The sequence below is a fragment of the Algoriphagus antarcticus genome, assembly GCF_002150685.1.
Taxonomy (GTDB): Bacteria; Bacteroidota; Bacteroidia; order Cytophagales; family Cyclobacteriaceae; genus Algoriphagus; species Algoriphagus antarcticus.
Map to the genome: position 1 here is coordinate 124,821 of NZ_MSSW01000032.1, position 16,491 is coordinate 141,311.

General features: G+C 41.5%; 13 protein-coding genes. 5 read left to right on the forward strand and 8 right to left on the reverse strand.

What is annotated here, in order from left to right:
- Positions 1 to 284 precede the first annotated feature (284 nt).
- The 3 genes from BVH04_RS12825 to BVH04_RS12835 all read right to left on the reverse strand — a co-directional run bounded on the left by BVH04_RS12825 (position 285) and on the right by BVH04_RS12835 (position 2,626).
- Positions 285 to 1,184: a sterol desaturase family protein gene (locus tag BVH04_RS12825; RefSeq protein ID WP_086541870.1), complete on the reverse strand. Its 900-nt coding sequence runs from the start codon at positions 1,182 to 1,184 to the stop codon at positions 285 to 287.
- A 213-nt stretch (positions 1,185 to 1,397) separates the two neighbouring features.
- Positions 1,398 to 1,613, reverse strand: coding sequence for a dodecin family protein (locus tag BVH04_RS12830; protein ID WP_086541871.1), 216 nt, complete (start codon positions 1,611 to 1,613; stop codon positions 1,398 to 1,400).
- 158 nt (positions 1,614 to 1,771) lie between these two features.
- Entirely contained in the window at positions 1,772 to 2,626 is an 855-nt protein-coding gene (locus tag BVH04_RS12835) for a peptidylprolyl isomerase (RefSeq protein ID WP_169714429.1), read from the reverse strand.
- A 355-nt stretch (positions 2,627 to 2,981) separates the two neighbouring features.
- Here BVH04_RS12835 and BVH04_RS12840 point away from each other — a divergent pair, with 355 nt between their 5' ends.
- The 3 genes from BVH04_RS12840 to BVH04_RS12850 are packed head-to-tail and all read left to right on the forward strand — an operon-like array spanning position 2,982 to position 5,442.
- On the forward strand, positions 2,982 to 3,332 hold the full coding sequence (locus BVH04_RS12840) for an MmcQ/YjbR family DNA-binding protein (RefSeq protein ID WP_086541873.1): 351 nt from the start codon (positions 2,982 to 2,984) through the stop codon (positions 3,330 to 3,332).
- Positions 3,329 to 4,282, forward strand: coding sequence for an ABC transporter ATP-binding protein (locus BVH04_RS12845; protein WP_086541874.1), 954 nt, complete (start codon positions 3,329 to 3,331; stop codon positions 4,280 to 4,282). Before BVH04_RS12840 ends, BVH04_RS12845 begins: the two co-directional genes overlap by 4 nt.
- 20 nt (positions 4,283 to 4,302) lie before the next feature.
- Positions 4,303 to 5,442 (forward strand): App1 family protein, encoded by a 1,140-nt coding sequence (locus BVH04_RS12850; RefSeq protein WP_086541875.1) that lies wholly within the window; start codon positions 4,303 to 4,305, stop codon positions 5,440 to 5,442.
- A gap of 3 nt (positions 5,443 to 5,445) precedes the next feature.
- Here BVH04_RS12850 and BVH04_RS12855 read toward each other — a convergent pair whose 3' ends face one another.
- The 3 genes from BVH04_RS12855 to BVH04_RS12865 all read right to left on the reverse strand — a co-directional run bounded on the left by BVH04_RS12855 (position 5,446) and on the right by BVH04_RS12865 (position 9,213).
- Positions 5,446 to 5,850, reverse strand: coding sequence for a c-type cytochrome (locus tag BVH04_RS12855; protein WP_240510915.1), 405 nt, complete (start codon positions 5,848 to 5,850; stop codon positions 5,446 to 5,448).
- Positions 5,851 to 6,088: 238 nt separating this feature from the next.
- Positions 6,089 to 6,619 carry an FKBP-type peptidyl-prolyl cis-trans isomerase gene (locus BVH04_RS12860; RefSeq protein WP_086541876.1) on the reverse strand — a complete coding sequence of 177 codons (531 nt, stop codon included), beginning with the start codon at positions 6,617 to 6,619 and terminating at the stop codon, positions 6,089 to 6,091.
- A gap of 191 nt (positions 6,620 to 6,810) precedes the next feature.
- Entirely contained in the window at positions 6,811 to 9,213 is a 2,403-nt protein-coding gene (locus BVH04_RS12865; protein WP_086541877.1) for a glycosyltransferase family protein, read from the reverse strand.
- 265 nt (positions 9,214 to 9,478) lie between these two features.
- Between BVH04_RS12865 and ffh the strand changes: the two genes are divergently transcribed.
- A complete protein-coding gene (ffh, locus tag BVH04_RS12870; protein WP_086541878.1) occupies positions 9,479 to 10,822 on the forward strand; it encodes a signal recognition particle protein in 1,344 nt (447 codons plus the stop codon).
- 986 nt (positions 10,823 to 11,808) lie between these two features.
- Here the strand turns inward: ffh and BVH04_RS12880 are convergent.
- Positions 11,809 to 12,552, reverse strand: coding sequence for a LytR/AlgR family response regulator transcription factor (locus BVH04_RS12880; protein ID WP_086541880.1), 744 nt, complete (start codon positions 12,550 to 12,552; stop codon positions 11,809 to 11,811).
- A complete protein-coding gene (locus BVH04_RS12885; RefSeq protein WP_240510916.1) occupies positions 12,549 to 13,622 on the reverse strand; it encodes a sensor histidine kinase in 1,074 nt (357 codons plus the stop codon). Before BVH04_RS12885 ends, BVH04_RS12880 begins: the two co-directional genes overlap by 4 nt.
- Before the next feature lie 335 nt (positions 13,623 to 13,957).
- On the opposite strand from BVH04_RS12885, the gene BVH04_RS12890 reads away from it, so the two are divergent.
- A complete protein-coding gene (locus BVH04_RS12890) occupies positions 13,958 to 16,468 on the forward strand; it encodes a TonB-dependent receptor domain-containing protein (RefSeq protein ID WP_086541881.1) in 2,511 nt (836 codons plus the stop codon).
- Positions 16,469 to 16,491: the final 23 nt, after the last annotated feature.

Here is a 16,491-nt window from a genome sequence, read left to right on the forward strand (position 1 = left end):
CATTTTACGGATTGTTGCCAGTGCCACGACTTTTTCGATCAAAATGGCAGAAAGAAGGGTGACGGAGACAGACAGACCTTCTTGTCCGAGTTTACCAAATTCTATTTTGATCTTTTCTGCAAGTGAAATGACAAAAGCATGCTAGTGCTTGGTGGCCTCTATCGAAGACGCCACATCGGTCACCCGTCATCGGTCTTCGATCCAGAAAAGCAAAGCAAATAAGGCTCCTGGCATCATGGGGGATCATCATATTTCAAATCTAAATACTGTCCTTATGAGAGAGACTAGGACTGTTTTTTCGATTTTTTTCTGAAAATCCTCTTAAAGGGTTCGATCGTTTGCCCCATAAAATCTTTAGGATAATTTTCCTCATCAGGAAGTCCAACAGGAAGATTTTCATCATCTGACGGCCAGTAATTTGTTCGGAATAGAAAGTCCCAAAGACTCAATGAAATCCCGTAATTAAAGCCATATGGATGGCTTTTGGGCAATTCTCTTGCATGATGCCAGAGATGCATCTGAGGTCCATTTATGATATACTTGAATGGGCCGAGAGGGATTTTGAGGTTTGCGTGACCTAATTGCCCTATGACTAGAGTAAAGATATGCACGATGAAAAAGTCTGTAATCCCAAAACCAATCATTGCCAGAGGAATATATTCAAGTGTTCGGTAAAGAATATTTTCCATCCAGTGGAAGCGCAGCAAAGCTCCAAAACCCATCTCACGTGTGCTGTGATGCACTTTGTGGAATTCCCACATCCAGCCCACTCGATGATACATGCGATGGATCGACCACTGCATAAAATCACGGAGTACAAAGATGATTACCAATTGCAGCCACCCTGGAAGCTGATCTACTTTGATCGCTATGGTATTTGTAATACCAAAGATTCCAAGAAAGTCATTGAATGCTTCCACTGCCACCATAGACAGTGCATTGTAAACGATTAACGAAAAAAGGAAGTAATTCCAGAAAATATAGAAGATGTCCAGCCAGAAATGTTCGCGAAGTAAAGGTTGGTTTTTTCTCCATGGAAAAAGGATCTCCAATCCATAAATCAATAAAGATGCACCCACTAGCCAGTAGAAGTAATTGTGCCAACTTGGATGCAGGATTTCTCCAATAAAGTAATTCCAATAGCCATAGTAGCCGTCTGAAATCGCTTTGATGTATTTTTCCATGGTGCAAAGATGGCTAATTTATCTTTTGGCTATGGTACCAATTGTCACTCAAAGTTATTTGTTGTTTGCTATTTCCAGAAGGAGATCCGGAATCATCTGAATTTAAAAGTTATCACAGCTTAACCGAAGGTCAAGGCAAGGGTTTGTAATAGAATGTAGAAGGGGAAATTCAAAAAAATAAGAGTGCAGCTGGCACCACACTCTTTTGTTTACTTATACGTTTTTCGTTTGCTCCACACGGAAAGAAACTTTACAGACGCAGCCGTAGGAAGTGACTTTTCCTTCCTTCACATGCGCTTTGATATCCTTCACATAGACTGAATCGATGTTGTGGACAGTTTTAGAAACTTCATCCACGGCATTTTGGATTGCGTCTTCAATGCTATTTTCCGATGAGGCGATTACCTCTAATACTTTTACTATTCCCATGGTTGTTTTGGTTTATATGAAAATTAGGGTTAAGGCTAATTTTCATGCAATCGTCATGCTAACAGGGAGAGAATCATTGCTTTCGAAGGTAACTCAAAGTCGCTTTTAGTACGGATTTGGTGATTTTATAGGTTTTGAAAATGTATGAAGAGGGAGATTTACTCTTGTCTTTTGATCAACGTAGAGCTTAAAATCAGGATGTCATCCAATGGTCTATCACGATCGTTTGTCTCAGATTTAGCTATTTTGTCCACGATGTCCATTCCTGAAATCACCTCGCCAAATACGGTGTAATTCTGATCCAAATGAGCAGCTCCGCCTATAGTTTTATAGGCTTCCTTATGTGCTTCAGGATAGGAATATGGGATCATCCTTTCGTGCTCAATTTCGGCTAAGGAATCTAACTGATTTTTTAGCTGCTTAATGGCTTCCTCGTTATTTGAATCACGAATTTTTACTATTTCCTGATACTTAGCAAAGGTCTGTTTGTTAGCAGGATCGTTTATTACATGATTGTAAGCAAGCATTTTATTCATGCGCTTTTCAGCTATTTCCAGCGTGCTATCTGTGTAGGTTCGCCCTTGCACGATGTAGAACTGGATAAAGCTACCCTTTCGCTCAGGGTTCACATCATCACCTTCCCGTGCAGCCCCAAGTACGCCTCTTTTATGAAAATGTGTGCTGGTAATCTCAGCAGGAACGACTTCTTCGAACTTTAGCAAATCCTTCTTTTTTTTGAGAGCTTGCTCGTCAACTGCTTCACCTGCCTGGATCATAAATTTTTCTATTACTCGATGGAAAAGAATGCTGTCGTACATCCCTTCTTTGACCAAGCTGAGGAAATTATTGCGACTTAAGGGCGTGTCGTCATATAAGCGAAGGACAATAGTGCCTTCTGTCGTGACTAGTTCAATGTCCTTCTTCACATCCTTTTTGCTGATGTTTGAGTTGCTCAAAGAATGACAGCTGGCAAGTAAAAGGAGCAAGGCGAAGGCAAGTAAATTTATCTTCATGTAGTTTCGTTTTGAGGAAATTACTGAATTGTGTGAGTATTTTAACCACAGAGACCAGCAAGGTTCCGCAGGGGTCACGGCTTTTTCACCTTTGCAGAGAAAGGAATTGGTTGTTTTGCTAATCCTTTGTAGAGAGCTCATTTCTTGATGTTAGTACATATATCATCTATTAATTTATTAAAAGGCAAAAGTAGTTTAGTGTTTTGCTAAAGCACTAAAGGGAGGGTGCTTCGGTCTCCCTTCTTCCTGCCTGATTATTCCTAAAAATTATTCTGCCAGCAATATTTCCGGGAATTCATTACTATTTTTTCTCCAAGCTCTTTTTCCTAAATTCCTTTCTCAACACTGATTTGCCATGACCTTAGAATATTACCGCGATTATTGCCTCGCCAAGCCCGGAGTGACAGAAGACACACCTTTTGATCAGGATACCTTGTGCTTTCGGGTAGGTAAGAAGATATTTTCTATCTGCTCCATTAGTGATTTTCAGTACATCAATCTGAAGTGCGATCCAGAGCGAGCGGTGGAATTACGTGAACAGTACGATGGAATTACACCAGGTTTTCACATGAATAAGCAGCAGTGGAATTCTGTAAGCACGACCGGGAATGTGCCAGATCGAGTGATCTTGGAATTGGCGGATCATTCTTACGAGCTTATCTTTGGCAGCTTGACCAAAAAACTGCAAGCAGAAATCCGCCCATGAGTTATTTTTCCATTTCCAATGTTTCTAAATCTTACGATCATCAACCAGCGCTTCATCCATTTTCTTTGGAATTGAAGAAAGGAGAATTCCTTGCCATCGTAGGAGAAAGTGGATCAGGGAAAAGCACTTTGCTGAAAATAATGGCAGGATTGGAAGTACAGGATGCTGGGGAAGTTTTCTTAGAAAGTATGCCGATTTTGAATCCCAATCAGAAGATTGTGTCTGGATACGATGAGATCAGGTTGATTCACCAGCATTTGCATCTGTATCCCAATTCTACTGTCGAAGAAAATATCTCTAGGCAATTGCTGCATTATGAGAAAAGCTATGCAAAAAGTCGGGTAGAGCATCTCCTTCAGCTTCTTGGTCTGAGTGATTTTCGTGATCGCTTCCCTCGGCAGCTTTCCGGAGGCCAAAAGCAAAAAGTAGCCATAGGCAAAGCAATGGCTGTAGAACCTGATGTCTTATTATTGGATGAGCCGTTTTCTTCTCTGGACTCGATTCAGACGCACCATTTGATTTCTGAGTTGAAAGAGATCTTTCGGGAATTCGGAACGACGGTGATTTTTGTAACTCATGATTTGGATGATGCACTCAGATTGACGGATAATCTGATCATTTTGCAAAAGGGCAAGGTCGTCCAAAAAGGCACCTCACGCCAACTCTGTGAGAAACCTAAGACTAAGTACGTAGCGCAGCTTTTTAGCCCAATCAACAAACTGCCAGATACGAAAAACAGCTACGTCAGACCTGCGGATGTGCAGTTGCGAACCAAAGGTGGGCTATTGGCACATGTCACAGATTCACGCTTTTTGGTGCATTTCAATTCCCTTCAAGTGAAGCTCAAAGAAAGTGGAATCACTTGGGAAGTAGATGACTCTCAGAGGAAATATACTGTGGGTGACCGAGTTTATCTGAATTGGGATAATTCAAAATTGATGAATCTTTGATTAGCTAGTAACTTTCACCCATGCCCCCAAAAAGAAACATACCACTTACCATTCTCTACGAAACTAAATTAGCGCTTAACCAGGCGGTGTTATGGACCTGGATTAAATTGGGATGGGTAAAGTCTTTGAAGATCGTACCCTACGAAGGCTTCGGGAATGAGAAGGAAATTTTATTAGTCGGTAGAGTGATTCGTGACAATAGAGTTGGTCCCTCAAATCCTGAAGACAGCGTCTGGCGAAATATCAATAAAATGAGAAGGCGGTTTATGAGTGTGGTGATCCCTGGAGTGGAGTTGAAAGCCGAATTTCAAGGGCAAGAATACTTTGCAAGGACTGACGAGGAAGGCTATTTTGAGTTTAAAATTCATCCTAAAAAGTCCATAGAATTTCCTTCACGCTGGCAGCAGATTGAACTGACATTGATGGATCAGGTGATTAGAAATCAGGGCGAAATCAAAGCTTGCGGGGATGTGTTTTTACCTGTTGGCAATATAGATTATGGCATTATTTCCGACATTGATGACACGATTATTCCTACAGGAGCTATGCGGATGACGGAAATGCTGAAAACCACTTTTGCCAAAAATGCCCATACCCGCGTGCCATTCCCGGGCGTTTCTGCTTTTTACAGAGCCTTGCAGAATGGGAGTGATGGCGTGGAAAGTAATCCACTTTTTTACGTTTCCAGCAGTCCCTGGAATTTATATGATTTTCTCCATGAGCTCCTTCAGATTCATCATATTCCCAAGGGGCCATTGATGCTGAGGGATATAGGCTTATCTCGTACTGAGCTGATTTCCGGAAGCCATTCGGAGCATAAACTGGAGCAAATTCGACATATTCTCTCAACCTACTCTCAGATTCCCTTTATGCTGATCGGAGATAGCGGTCAGGAAGATCCGACGATTTATCTGCAAGTGGTACGCGAGTTTCCCGGTAGGATATTGATGATTTTTATCCGTGATGTTCATTCTTCTCGGCATGCTTCAGTGGAGAAAATAAGTAAGCAATTAAATGGGCTGGGAGTAGAAATGCTATTAGTGAAAAATACCTTGGAAGCATCTCAGTATGCACTTGCAAAAGGTTGGGTACTAGAAGAGGACTTGGTGGATATAGCTCAGGAGAAAGTCAAAAATGAAGTTGAGAATGATCAAGTCTGATTATCACTCTTCTAGAGAAAGTATATAACTCACCATCGCCTTGGCGTCTTCTTCCTTCACATCAGGATGCGGTGACATGATCGGACTTCCCCAAGATCCTTTACCTCCAGAAATCACCTTGCGGGCGAGAAGATCTATATAAACTTGCTTGATCGGGTATCTTTTTGCTATGTCTTGAAAAGCTGGGCCTTTAGCTCTTTTATCATTTCTATGACATTCTGCACAATCAGAATAGGAGATCAAAACCTCACCCCTTGTGATAATTCCAATATCTAATTCCTCATCCTCACCTTCAATCGCCCGTATATATTCCCGCTCTTTTCGTGCTGTAGAGTCCACTACTTGCTGCGCAGGTTCTTGAGTACAAGCTGCAAGAATGACAAAAATGAAGATCAGATTCTTTCTCAATTTTGAGTGTTTTAGAATACTGTGTGTCTGCAAGTATTTTCTGAGAATCGATGATTGAAGTTCATATTCGGTAATTACCTTTTTTTAAAAGGCAGAAGGGGGATTCTCTTTCAAAAATCAAAAATAGTTTTAATATCTGAGGTTATGCCCATAAAAAACAAAGAGGTAAGAAGTCAAACTTTTCACCTCTTACCTTTTGCAATAGTTACAATTAACAATAGTTACAACTTACTAATCACTACTCTTCGTCATGTGCACCATGAGCGCCATGAACATGCCCATGCGCAAGCTCATCTTGCGTGGCTTCACGTACTTCTTCGATATTTCCATCGAAATGCAAATCAAATCCCACCAATGGATGGTTGAAATCCAAGAGAATTTCTTCACCCAAATCCTTCAGGATTTTAGCTTGCATAGGGTACCCATCCTCATCCATCAGAGGAAGAAAGTTACCTTCTTGTAGCATTTCTGGATTGAAGCCATTTTCATCTGAGAACTGTGACTTTGGCAAATTGACAATCAAATCCTCATCGATCTCGCCGTATGCATCTGCTACAGTTATAACAAAAGAAAAGTCTTCACCTGGCTCTTTTCCCAAAAGCAACTCCTCGAACTTTTTAGGCAAATCACTTCCCCCAAAAAGAAAGTAAAATGGATCTTCCGTATCACGGATTTCTACACTGAAAGGTGCTGATTCTATTTCATCAGCCTCCTTGCTTACTTTGAGTTCGTATGTGAGTCCGACGACTGTGTTTTCTGCTATTTTCATATTCTTCTTTTAATAATTTCTGCTTCATGCGGATCTTGATCCGCTTTACTGATTTAGTGTGCATTTGATTTCGCACTTTTTTCTGTAAGTCTAGTAACCACTGTGGTCACAGAGTTTTATACAGAGTTCGCAATTTAGTGTTATCCTGCTTCTCTAGGCGTTGGGCTTAATCTGCAACCCACTTGAAATCCTTACCTTCTTTCCTTGATCGTGAAAAACACTCCTGCAATCAATGACAATACGATTAGGTATTGAAATATGATCATGGGCGTTTTGGTGGCGGTGTAGCTCTTTGGTTCAAACTTGAAAATAATCTCATGAGTTCCTGCTGGAACTATCAATCCACGAAGCAAGTAATCGGTTCGCAAAATATCAGTTTCCTTACCATCAATTGTCGCGGTCCATCCCACAGGATAGTAGATTTCTGAAAAGACAACCAGCCCTTCTTCATTCATTTCTGCCTGATATTTCAATTCATTGGGAGAATAAGAAATATGTTTGATTTGACCACTTCCGGCTTCTATCTCGCCAAATTCTGAAGTATTCACCGTTGCCTGAGCTTTCGTGTCTATTCTTCCCAGCTCATCCATCTCCTGCTGATTGGTCTGTACTGAGATGATTTGCGAAGGCACCCAAGCAGGACCGTTGGCTTCCGGATTTTCAAAAACTGCGTTTGCGGCAGTTCCAGCTATGACATACTTCGTATTCATCATATTCATTGTCTGAATACCTTCAAAATCAAACTCACCTTCCTGAGCTTTTTTGACAAAATCATTTAATTCAAAGTTCAATCTATTATCCAGTAAATCCTGGTATCTGCGCATTTTGGCACCATGATATCCGCCAAGACTATGAAATCTATAAGGTGATTTCCCGGTGGAGGTCAGCCCTTCTGTGAGGTCGAGTACTCTGAAATAATCCTGGTCTTTGGCTATTTCCTGATCTGCGGGAGTTTCCGCGAAATAGGCTCTGGTAGGGTTTGCTTGAAATGAACTGTCATTCAAGTAATGTTTATTTACTGCCCAAAGGTCAATAGTGACCAGCGCAAATATCCCAAGTCCTAAGACGATATCAGATATTTTGCCCTTCATGGCAAAGTATATCAAAGAAAAAGATGCGGCCACAAGTGCCAAACTTCTCCAGGCACTTGCAGAAAACATGGATTTACGGTCTTCTCTGATCGCATTGATCAACCAATCAGGCAAGTTCGCATCAGCCGCTCCTTCAAATCTGAAGACACCAGCGCCGATAGCAAGCAAAAGCAATAGTCCGCCGATCGTGCCTCCAGCGATATAAAGGGGTCTGAAATCTTTGCTTCGATAGATTCTTTCCAATGAAATAGCGGCCAAAGCTGGGATAGCAAAAAGCGTCATCCCCAAAGCCATAGAGACAGCTCTGAATTTATTATACCCTGGCAGGATGTCGAAAAGTAGGTAGTTGAACCAACTCAGGTTTTTCCCCCAGGAAAGCATAAGGGAGAGAATTATGATAATTCCAAAGGTGTAAAGACTCTCTTTTGGCGCAGCCCAAATCCCGATGAAAGCGAGAAAAACCAAGATTACACCTCCGTAAATTGGCCCGCCGGTAAACGGCTGATCTCCCCAATAAGTCGGAGCTCCCTGCAAGAATCCGCTGATTTGTGCTGGATCAAGTCCATTGCTGCGCAAAGCTTTTTCAGACGCTGTGTTTTTTCCTAGCGGTGTACTGCTTCCGCCGCCATAGAAATTTGGTACTAATAGGGTGAGGGTTTCCAACTTGCCGTTTGACCAGGAAAATGCATATTCCTTATCCAAGCCAGCAGATGCGGACTCCAATGTGGCTTGACCTCTTGTGGAATAAGGCGCATATTCCAAGGCAGTAGTTATTCTTCCTATGTTTCCTCCTACAGCCATTGCCGCTCCTAAAAACAAAAAAGCGATGGTTTTACCCATCTGTGCAAAACCTTCTTTTTTCCAATCAAAGACGACTCTCACAATGACATAGATCAGAGAAATAATCAGCGTGTAATAGGTGATTTGAATGTGGTTAAACTTCAATTGAAGCAGAAGACCAAGAGCTAATACACCGGCTCCGAGCAATCGTTTCTTGTTGAATCCCAAATGAATCCCAAGCAAAATCATCGGAATAAGATTGATCGCCCAGATTTTGGCATTGTGACCTGCTGCCAAACTTAAAAGGTTATAAGAACTCATCGAGAAAGCAACACTTGCAATAATCGCAAAGACTGGTCTGACTCCAAAAGTCAGCATCAGCGCGTACATGGCGACCATACCGAGAAACAGGCTATTTACCGGATGGGGAAGACCTAAGGTAATGATAGAGAGTAACGATGTGGTGATATCTCCGGCAAATTCTAAGCTGACAAAGTAAGCTGGCATTCCGCCGAAAACACTATTTGTCCAGAGTGCTTCTTCTCCAGTTGCCTCGCGATAATCCAATGCTTCTGTGGCAGAACCTTCCCATTTGAGAATGTCCCCTTGCATGATAACTTGATCTTGAAGTACCACAGGAGCGAAATAAACTACTACAATAGCATAGAAAATGGCTATTCCCACTAGATGGGGGAGCAGGTCTTTTTTGAAATTCAGCTGCATGAAAAGTGTTTTTCTTTGGATAATTGATGCAGGCGCAAATTAGGGATTTATAGGCAAACCCCATCTACAAAAATAGGGAGACTAAGGCTGGAGTAGATCAAATCGAGCATGGCGATAAAATAACACATTGGAATGATTATCTCTCGAGCGAGATTCTCCCGATAGCTTTCGGCATGACCCATAAAAACAATTATAAACACATGAATTACTCCTTTCTATCACTGATGAAAATCATTACTTTTGCACCAAATAGCCACATAAAGGAATGTTTGATAATTTAAGTTTAAAATTAGACCGTGCTTTCAAAACGCTGAAAGGAACCGGAACAATCACCGAAATAAACGTCGCCACGACTGTCAAAGAGATTAGAAGAGCTTTGATCGATGCCGATGTTAACTATAAAGTAGCCAAAGAAGTCACCGATACTATCAAGACCGAAGCCCTAGGTCGTGATGTCTTGATTTCTGTTTCTCCCGGGCAATTACTGATTAAAATCACCCAAGAGGAGCTGACCAAGCTCATGGGCGGTAAAAAAGAAGACATCAAAATCTCCGGCGATCCAGCGGTCATTTTGATTTCGGGCCTTCAGGGTTCTGGTAAAACCACTTTCACAGGAAAGCTTGGAGCACACTTGAAGAAGCAAGGCCGACAGGTATTGTTGGTGGCATGTGATATTTATCGGCCGGCTGCGATTGATCAGTTGAAAGTATTGGGTGGACAGATCGGCGTAGAGGTATATGCTGAGCCTGAAAATAAGAATGCGCTTGAAATCGCTACCAATGCCATTGCTTATGCAAAGAAGACTGGGAAGAAAACCGTCGTAGTCGATACAGCCGGTCGTCTGGCTGTGGACGATGTGATGATGAAGGAGATTGAGGCTTTGAAAAAAGCATTGAATCCATCTGAGACACTTTTTGTAGTCGATTCCATGACTGGTCAGGATGCAGTAAATACTGCCAAGACATTTGATGAGCGATTGAATTTCGATGGTGTAGTATTAACAAAACTCGATGGTGACACACGAGGTGGTGCTGCGATATCCATTCGTCACGTAGTGAATAAGCCGATCAAGTTTATCTCTACGGGTGAGAAAATGGAAGATCTGGATGTGTTCCACCCAGATCGTATGGCGCAGAGAATCTTGGGAATGGGAGATGTGATTTCCCTGGTGGAAAGAGCGCAGCAGTCTTTTGACGAAGACGAAGCCAAGCGTATCAACTCGAAGATCCGTACCAATAATTTCAACTTTGATGATTTCCTTTCTCAGCTGGAGCAGGTGAAGAAAATGGGTAATATCAAGGATTTGCTGGGAATGATTCCGGGTATGGGCAAAGCCATGAAAGGAATGGATATCGACGATGATTCCTTCAAGCCTATTGAAGCAATCATCCGATCTATGACTCCAGTCGAGCGTGAACAGCCTGATCTGATCGATGGAAATAGAAGAAAGAGACTTGCTGCCGGATCTGGCAGAACTATCGTTGAGGTGAATAACCTCATGAAGCAGTTTGCGGATATGCGCAAGATGATGAAGCAGATGAACAAGATGGGTGGAGCCAAAGCCGCCATGAGCAAGATGCTTCCTCCAGGAAAGGGAGGAAGGAGATAGAAAATTCAAACCCGGTCGCTAGATCGGGTTTTTTGTTTTTTAACTTTTTTAACCGCAGGGTTTTTACCGCGGATGGCACGGAGGGTTACGCAGAGGTCGCTAAAGATAAGGTTGCGGATCTATCAGGCTGAGCGAAGTCGAAGCCAGGATTACATTCGTTCATGCCTGTTTTTGAAGCTAGGCAGATCCCACGAATGGGCTTGATTCAAGGTTTTAAAACCTATTATTTTTAATGAAAGGTGATGATTCTTTTTCTGGGATTGGGAAAAATAAACATGTAGAAATATCAGACATTCTTTTTTCAATTTCCCTACTAATTTTGATAATTGGACTTTGCGTTTTTGGAGCCATCCTATTTGGGAAGGGTGCTTTATATGATAGACTAATTAATTAATATGGAATGGTAGTAATTGGTAGTATGCATTTAATAATAATTCCTAGAGTCGAAAAAGGGCACTCATTCAATTCATCCATTTACTCATAAATTCCAAGAATTCCACTCTGTATTTATCGCTAACGTTGCTGTGATTTTTACAGCTTTAAATCCTTTTTTGGATTCATCCTCACCTCCCTTTAGGGACAAACTATGGGTAGAAATATGGTTAAAATCGAGAGCCAGCCGTGCCGTTAGGTTCGGCTCTTTGATTTCCACCAATATAGGGCTGTACCTAACCGCACAGCAGAATCTGTGGAATAATTTTGTAGCTACCCATAGCATGCCCCGATGGGACGTATGAAATTCTACCGAATCAAAATCAACTATTTTTGGAAATTGAGGCTTTGTCTTATCCAGTGAAGTCTATTAAAATGGCGTTTTTACGCTCGCTATCATCTCGGAAATAACACAGGTAATAATTACCCTCGTATTGTGAGCGCGGGTAAATTTCCTCAAAATTTACCCGCGTGTTCTCAAGAAAACATAGATATTTCGGAATTCGAGCAGATGCTCATTGCTAATGATGATTGTATAAATCAATTGTAGTCAATCAATTCATCCATCGACTCATAAACTCCAAGAATCCCTCTCTGTAGTTATCGCTAACGCTGATGTGATTTTTGCCGATTTGGATCATGTTTTTTGATACGGAGTCTATATGATCCAGTGACACAATATACGAGCGGTGCACTCGCATGAATTTATCGGATGGTAGTAATTCCTCCATGCTTTTCAAACTAGTGAGAGAAAGCACCGGATTTGGTTTGGAAAGCAGGTGTACTTTCACGTAGTCCTTATACGCTTCGACGTATGCGATATCCTTCAGCATCACTTTGACCAGTTGATATTCTACTTTCAGGAAAATATACTCTGGAGTAGCACTGTCAATAGAAGCGGATTCGTTCTTGGGTTGCGCTTGTCTCTCGAAGTAGGCAAAAGCTTTGGTAGCCGCATTCAAAAATTCCTCATAGCTGTAAGGCTTCAGCAAATAGTCCAGTGCTTCGACTTTGTATCCTTCGATGGCAAACTGATGATAGGCTGTCGCAAAGATGATTCGGGTTTTGTCTGAATTTTTCTTTCCATCCAGCACCCTAGCGAGTTCCATCCCTGACAAATCAGGCATTTGAATATCCATAAAAGCAAGTTGCACCTCGTTCTGATTGATAAAGCTCAAGGCGTCAATTGCATTCGAAAATTTGCCAATCAGATTCAGAAAGGAGGTTTGCTTGATGAACTTGCTTAATAATTCCAGTGCAAGAGGTTCATCGTCTATGGCTACGCAGCTTAGTTTCATTCGAGATTGATCGTAAGGTTTACCCAATACTCTTGTTTGGCTTCATCTATACCAAATTTCAGACGATGTTTATCTGGATAGATCAGGCTCAATCTTCTTTGTGTGTTCACCAGACCGATGCCGTTTTCTTTAGATTCTGGACTTTCAGAATGTACTGGGAAAATATGGTTTCTGGTCTCGAAAAAAACCGTTTTGCCCATTACCTCCAGTTTAATCATGATTTCGCTTGGCTGCTGGCTGCTCACTCCGTGTTTGAATGTATTCTCCAAAAAAGGGAGCAATAGCATGGGTGCAATTATTAGATCATCTTTAGGTTCTTCTATAGATATATTGAGCGTAACTTTTTCGGTCAGCCTCATTTTCATCAATTCTACGTAATCATTTATAAAGCTGACTTCCCTGCTTAGCAGAGTCTCATTTTTCTGATTTTCATATAGTACGTAGCGCATCATTCGAGATAGTTTCAAAAGAGCCTCTTGAGCTTTTTTCACATCCAGGTTTGTTAATGCGTAGATATTATTGAGAGTATTGAAAAAGAAGTGTGGATTGATCTGAGCTTTCAGGTAAGAGAGTTCGGTATTGATTCGCTGTTGATCCAACTCTCTTCGAAGAGACTCATCTTTTTGCCATTTCTGTACGGAAGCCACAGAGGTACTGATCCCGATGGTCAGCAGATAGACCAACACATTAAATATGTCATAGGAAAGCCTTCGACCTTTATAAACGTAGGGCTCGTCCGGGTTGAAAGCTTTGTGCATGAGCTCCGGAAGCTTGAGAAAATTGTCCAGGTAAATAAGCAAGCCAATAAATAAAATACTCGCCAGAATTATCGTGAGTATAAAGAGCCAAAACTTTCCTTTGAGCAATACATTCGGCACGAACCAAAGCATGTTGCTGTAAAAGATTACTATTAGCAATACTGCGAGAAACACTTGTTTGATCCAAAATTCCGTGGGGATTTCTACACGCCAAGAAAGCGGTGAAAGGAGAAGCAGTACAGTGCTGAGCATAGACCAGCCCAGAATATGTACTAGAATCGAAACTCGTCTTTTGGGACTAAGATTGATCATAAATCTGATTTTCAGTATTCAAACTAACGCAAAGCACTCCTTTATATAAAATGTAATCTACGAATTCGATGATTACGACTGCCAAAAGTCTAATCGAGTAGACAAAGCCACTCGCAGATTAATTAGGAGGTTTTACCTGACAAAAGTGGGGGTTTGTCGATGGAATTGCGCCAACCGTCTATTAACGGGAAAACTGCCAAACAAACCCTGTTGTTTTGGGGTATCAATAAGCACGAGGCTCAAGAATTGAAAATAACTGATGTTATGGAAGGGGCTTCAAAGTAACAAGAGTCATCTTTCTTTCACCGGACCAACTGAGCAACTATCTACTATACATGAAAAAATTATTTAACATTATCGCAATTTTTCTTCTGATCGGCACAACCGGTGTGATGGCTCAGCAGCCTACGGGGCGAGTAACCACACCTGCTAAAATCATTGGTACTGCAAAGGATCTGAATACGGGAGAACCTGTTGCTTATGCAACTGCCGCTTTATATGTAACGGGAAGTGAAACCAATATTGCTGGAGCCGTTGCAGACGGAGAAGGGAAGTTTTTTATCACAGGTATGGATCCAGGCACCTATGAATTGAGGCTTAGCTTTTTGGGTTTTGAAACCAAAACTGTCAGCGACATTCAGGTAGACTCCAAGACAGGAGATGTTAATATTGGCGAGATCGAGATGACTGACAAGGGACTGGCTCTAGAAGAAGTCACTGTGCAAGGTCAGCGTGATTTGATCGAAGAGCGCGTGGATCGTACGATCTACAAAGCTGAAAATGATAAGACTACCGCTGGTGGTGACGGAACAGATGTTTTGAGAAGAGTGCCTATGCTTTCTGTAGATCTGGATGGTAATGTGTCCATGAGAGGAAGTAGCAATATCACAGTATTGATTGATGGCAGACCTTCTGCGATCGCAGCAAGTAGCATTACGGATGCCTTGAAGCAGATTCCTGCTGACGAAATCAAGGCGGTAGAGGTAATCACTTCTCCTTCGGCTAAATATGATGCGGAAGGTACTTCGGGTGTGATTAACATCATCACCAAAAAGAATAACCTACAAGGAATGTCCGCCAATATCCGTACGGGCACAGGTCTGAGAGGATCAGATTTTGGTCTAAATGCAAGCGCAAGGAAAGGCAAATTCGGCTTTTCCCTAGGTGGATATGGTAGAGCGGGTTATAATACGCTTGGTAGTTTTGATAATAAGCAGGTAGTGACGAATCCGGATAATTCTGTTTCAACTATTCTTCAGTCGGCTGATACTAGGAGAGACTATCTTTTTGGCAGATACAACTTAGGAGTAGATTATGAAATTAATAAGTACAATTTCTTGACTGCAGCTGTGAATTTCGGAATTAGAAATTCTCAAAACTACCAAAATGATTTCCTCACTCAGAATTTCCTAAATGGTGATTTGGTGAGAAATGCACTTAGAGAAACAGATACCAAGGATAACTCAAATTCTGTAGATATCAGCTTGAACTATACTAAGACTTTCGAGAAGAAGGGAAAAGACATCTCCTTATTGACTTTGTACAGTAGAAACAATCAGCAGAATTCATTCGTGAATACACTTTTTACAGACGATATGTCCACAATTGATTCGCGATTGAAAAATGATAATCCAAGCAAAAACGAGGAGTTTACAATTCAACTTGACTTTGTAGAGCCACTTGGAAAAGAGGGTAAGTCCATCTTGGAATATGGTGCTAAAAACATCCTGAGAAAAGCGTATTCTGACTTTTCCTATTTCCAAGCCGAAGGTGCTAATGGTGAATATGTAGAGAATCTGAATCCAACTTTCAACAATGAATTTAGCTACGATCAGAATGTAACAGCTGGTTATTTGTCTTACACAGCGACGCTGTTTAAGAATTATACTATCAAGCCAGGTATCAGATATGAGTACACTACGATCACTGCAGATTTCAAAACTGAGTCTTCAGCTGTAGAAATTCCTTCATACGGCACATTCGTTCCTAGCTTGAACTTGAGCAGAAAGCTTTCAAATGGCAACTTGATCAAAGCGTCTTATAACAGAAGAATTTCACGTCCTTCTCTCAGATTTTTGAATCCAAATATTGATCAATCCAACCCACTACAGGTTTCTCAGGGTAATCCAGAGTTGGATCCTGAATTCACTGATAATTATGAGTTAGGCTATAGCACTTTCTTCAAAGGTACTATGGTTAGCTTCAGTGGTTTCTTCAGAAATACTATAGGGTCTATTCAGGCAGTGAGGACTGTCCAGGATGACGGGGTGATTTTTACCGGATATGACAACATTGGGCATGAAAATGCAGTTGGAACAAACATCTTCACCAATATCAGTATCAGCGACAAGTTCTCATTGAACGGAAGCGTGGACGCCTACTATGCGATGCTTGACAATGGTCTTACTGATCCACTTTACGCAGCATCAAATGAAGGTTTCGTAATCAGTGGTCGTCTGTTTGGTAACTATACGCTGCCTAAAGACTGGCAGGTTCAAGTGTTCACCTTTGCCAGAGGCAGAAGCGTGCAATTGCAAGGTTCATCAGGAGGATTTGCAGCCTACGGAATGGGGATCAATAAGCAGTTTGCTGAGAAAAGAGGCACTATAGGATTAGGAGCGGATAACTTCCTTGCGAAAGAATTTAAAATCAGAAACGAGATCATTACACCGACAATTGTTCAGAACAGTACGAACATCATGCGTAACATGAACTTCAAGATCAACTTTAGCTACAGAATAGGCAAGCTAAGTGTAGATCAGAAGCCTAGAAAAAAGAAATCTGTGACCAATGATGACTTGAAAGAAGGCGGAAGCGGCGGAGCTGAAATGACTCAGAATAAGTAATTAAATTAACTGTATGTACGCTA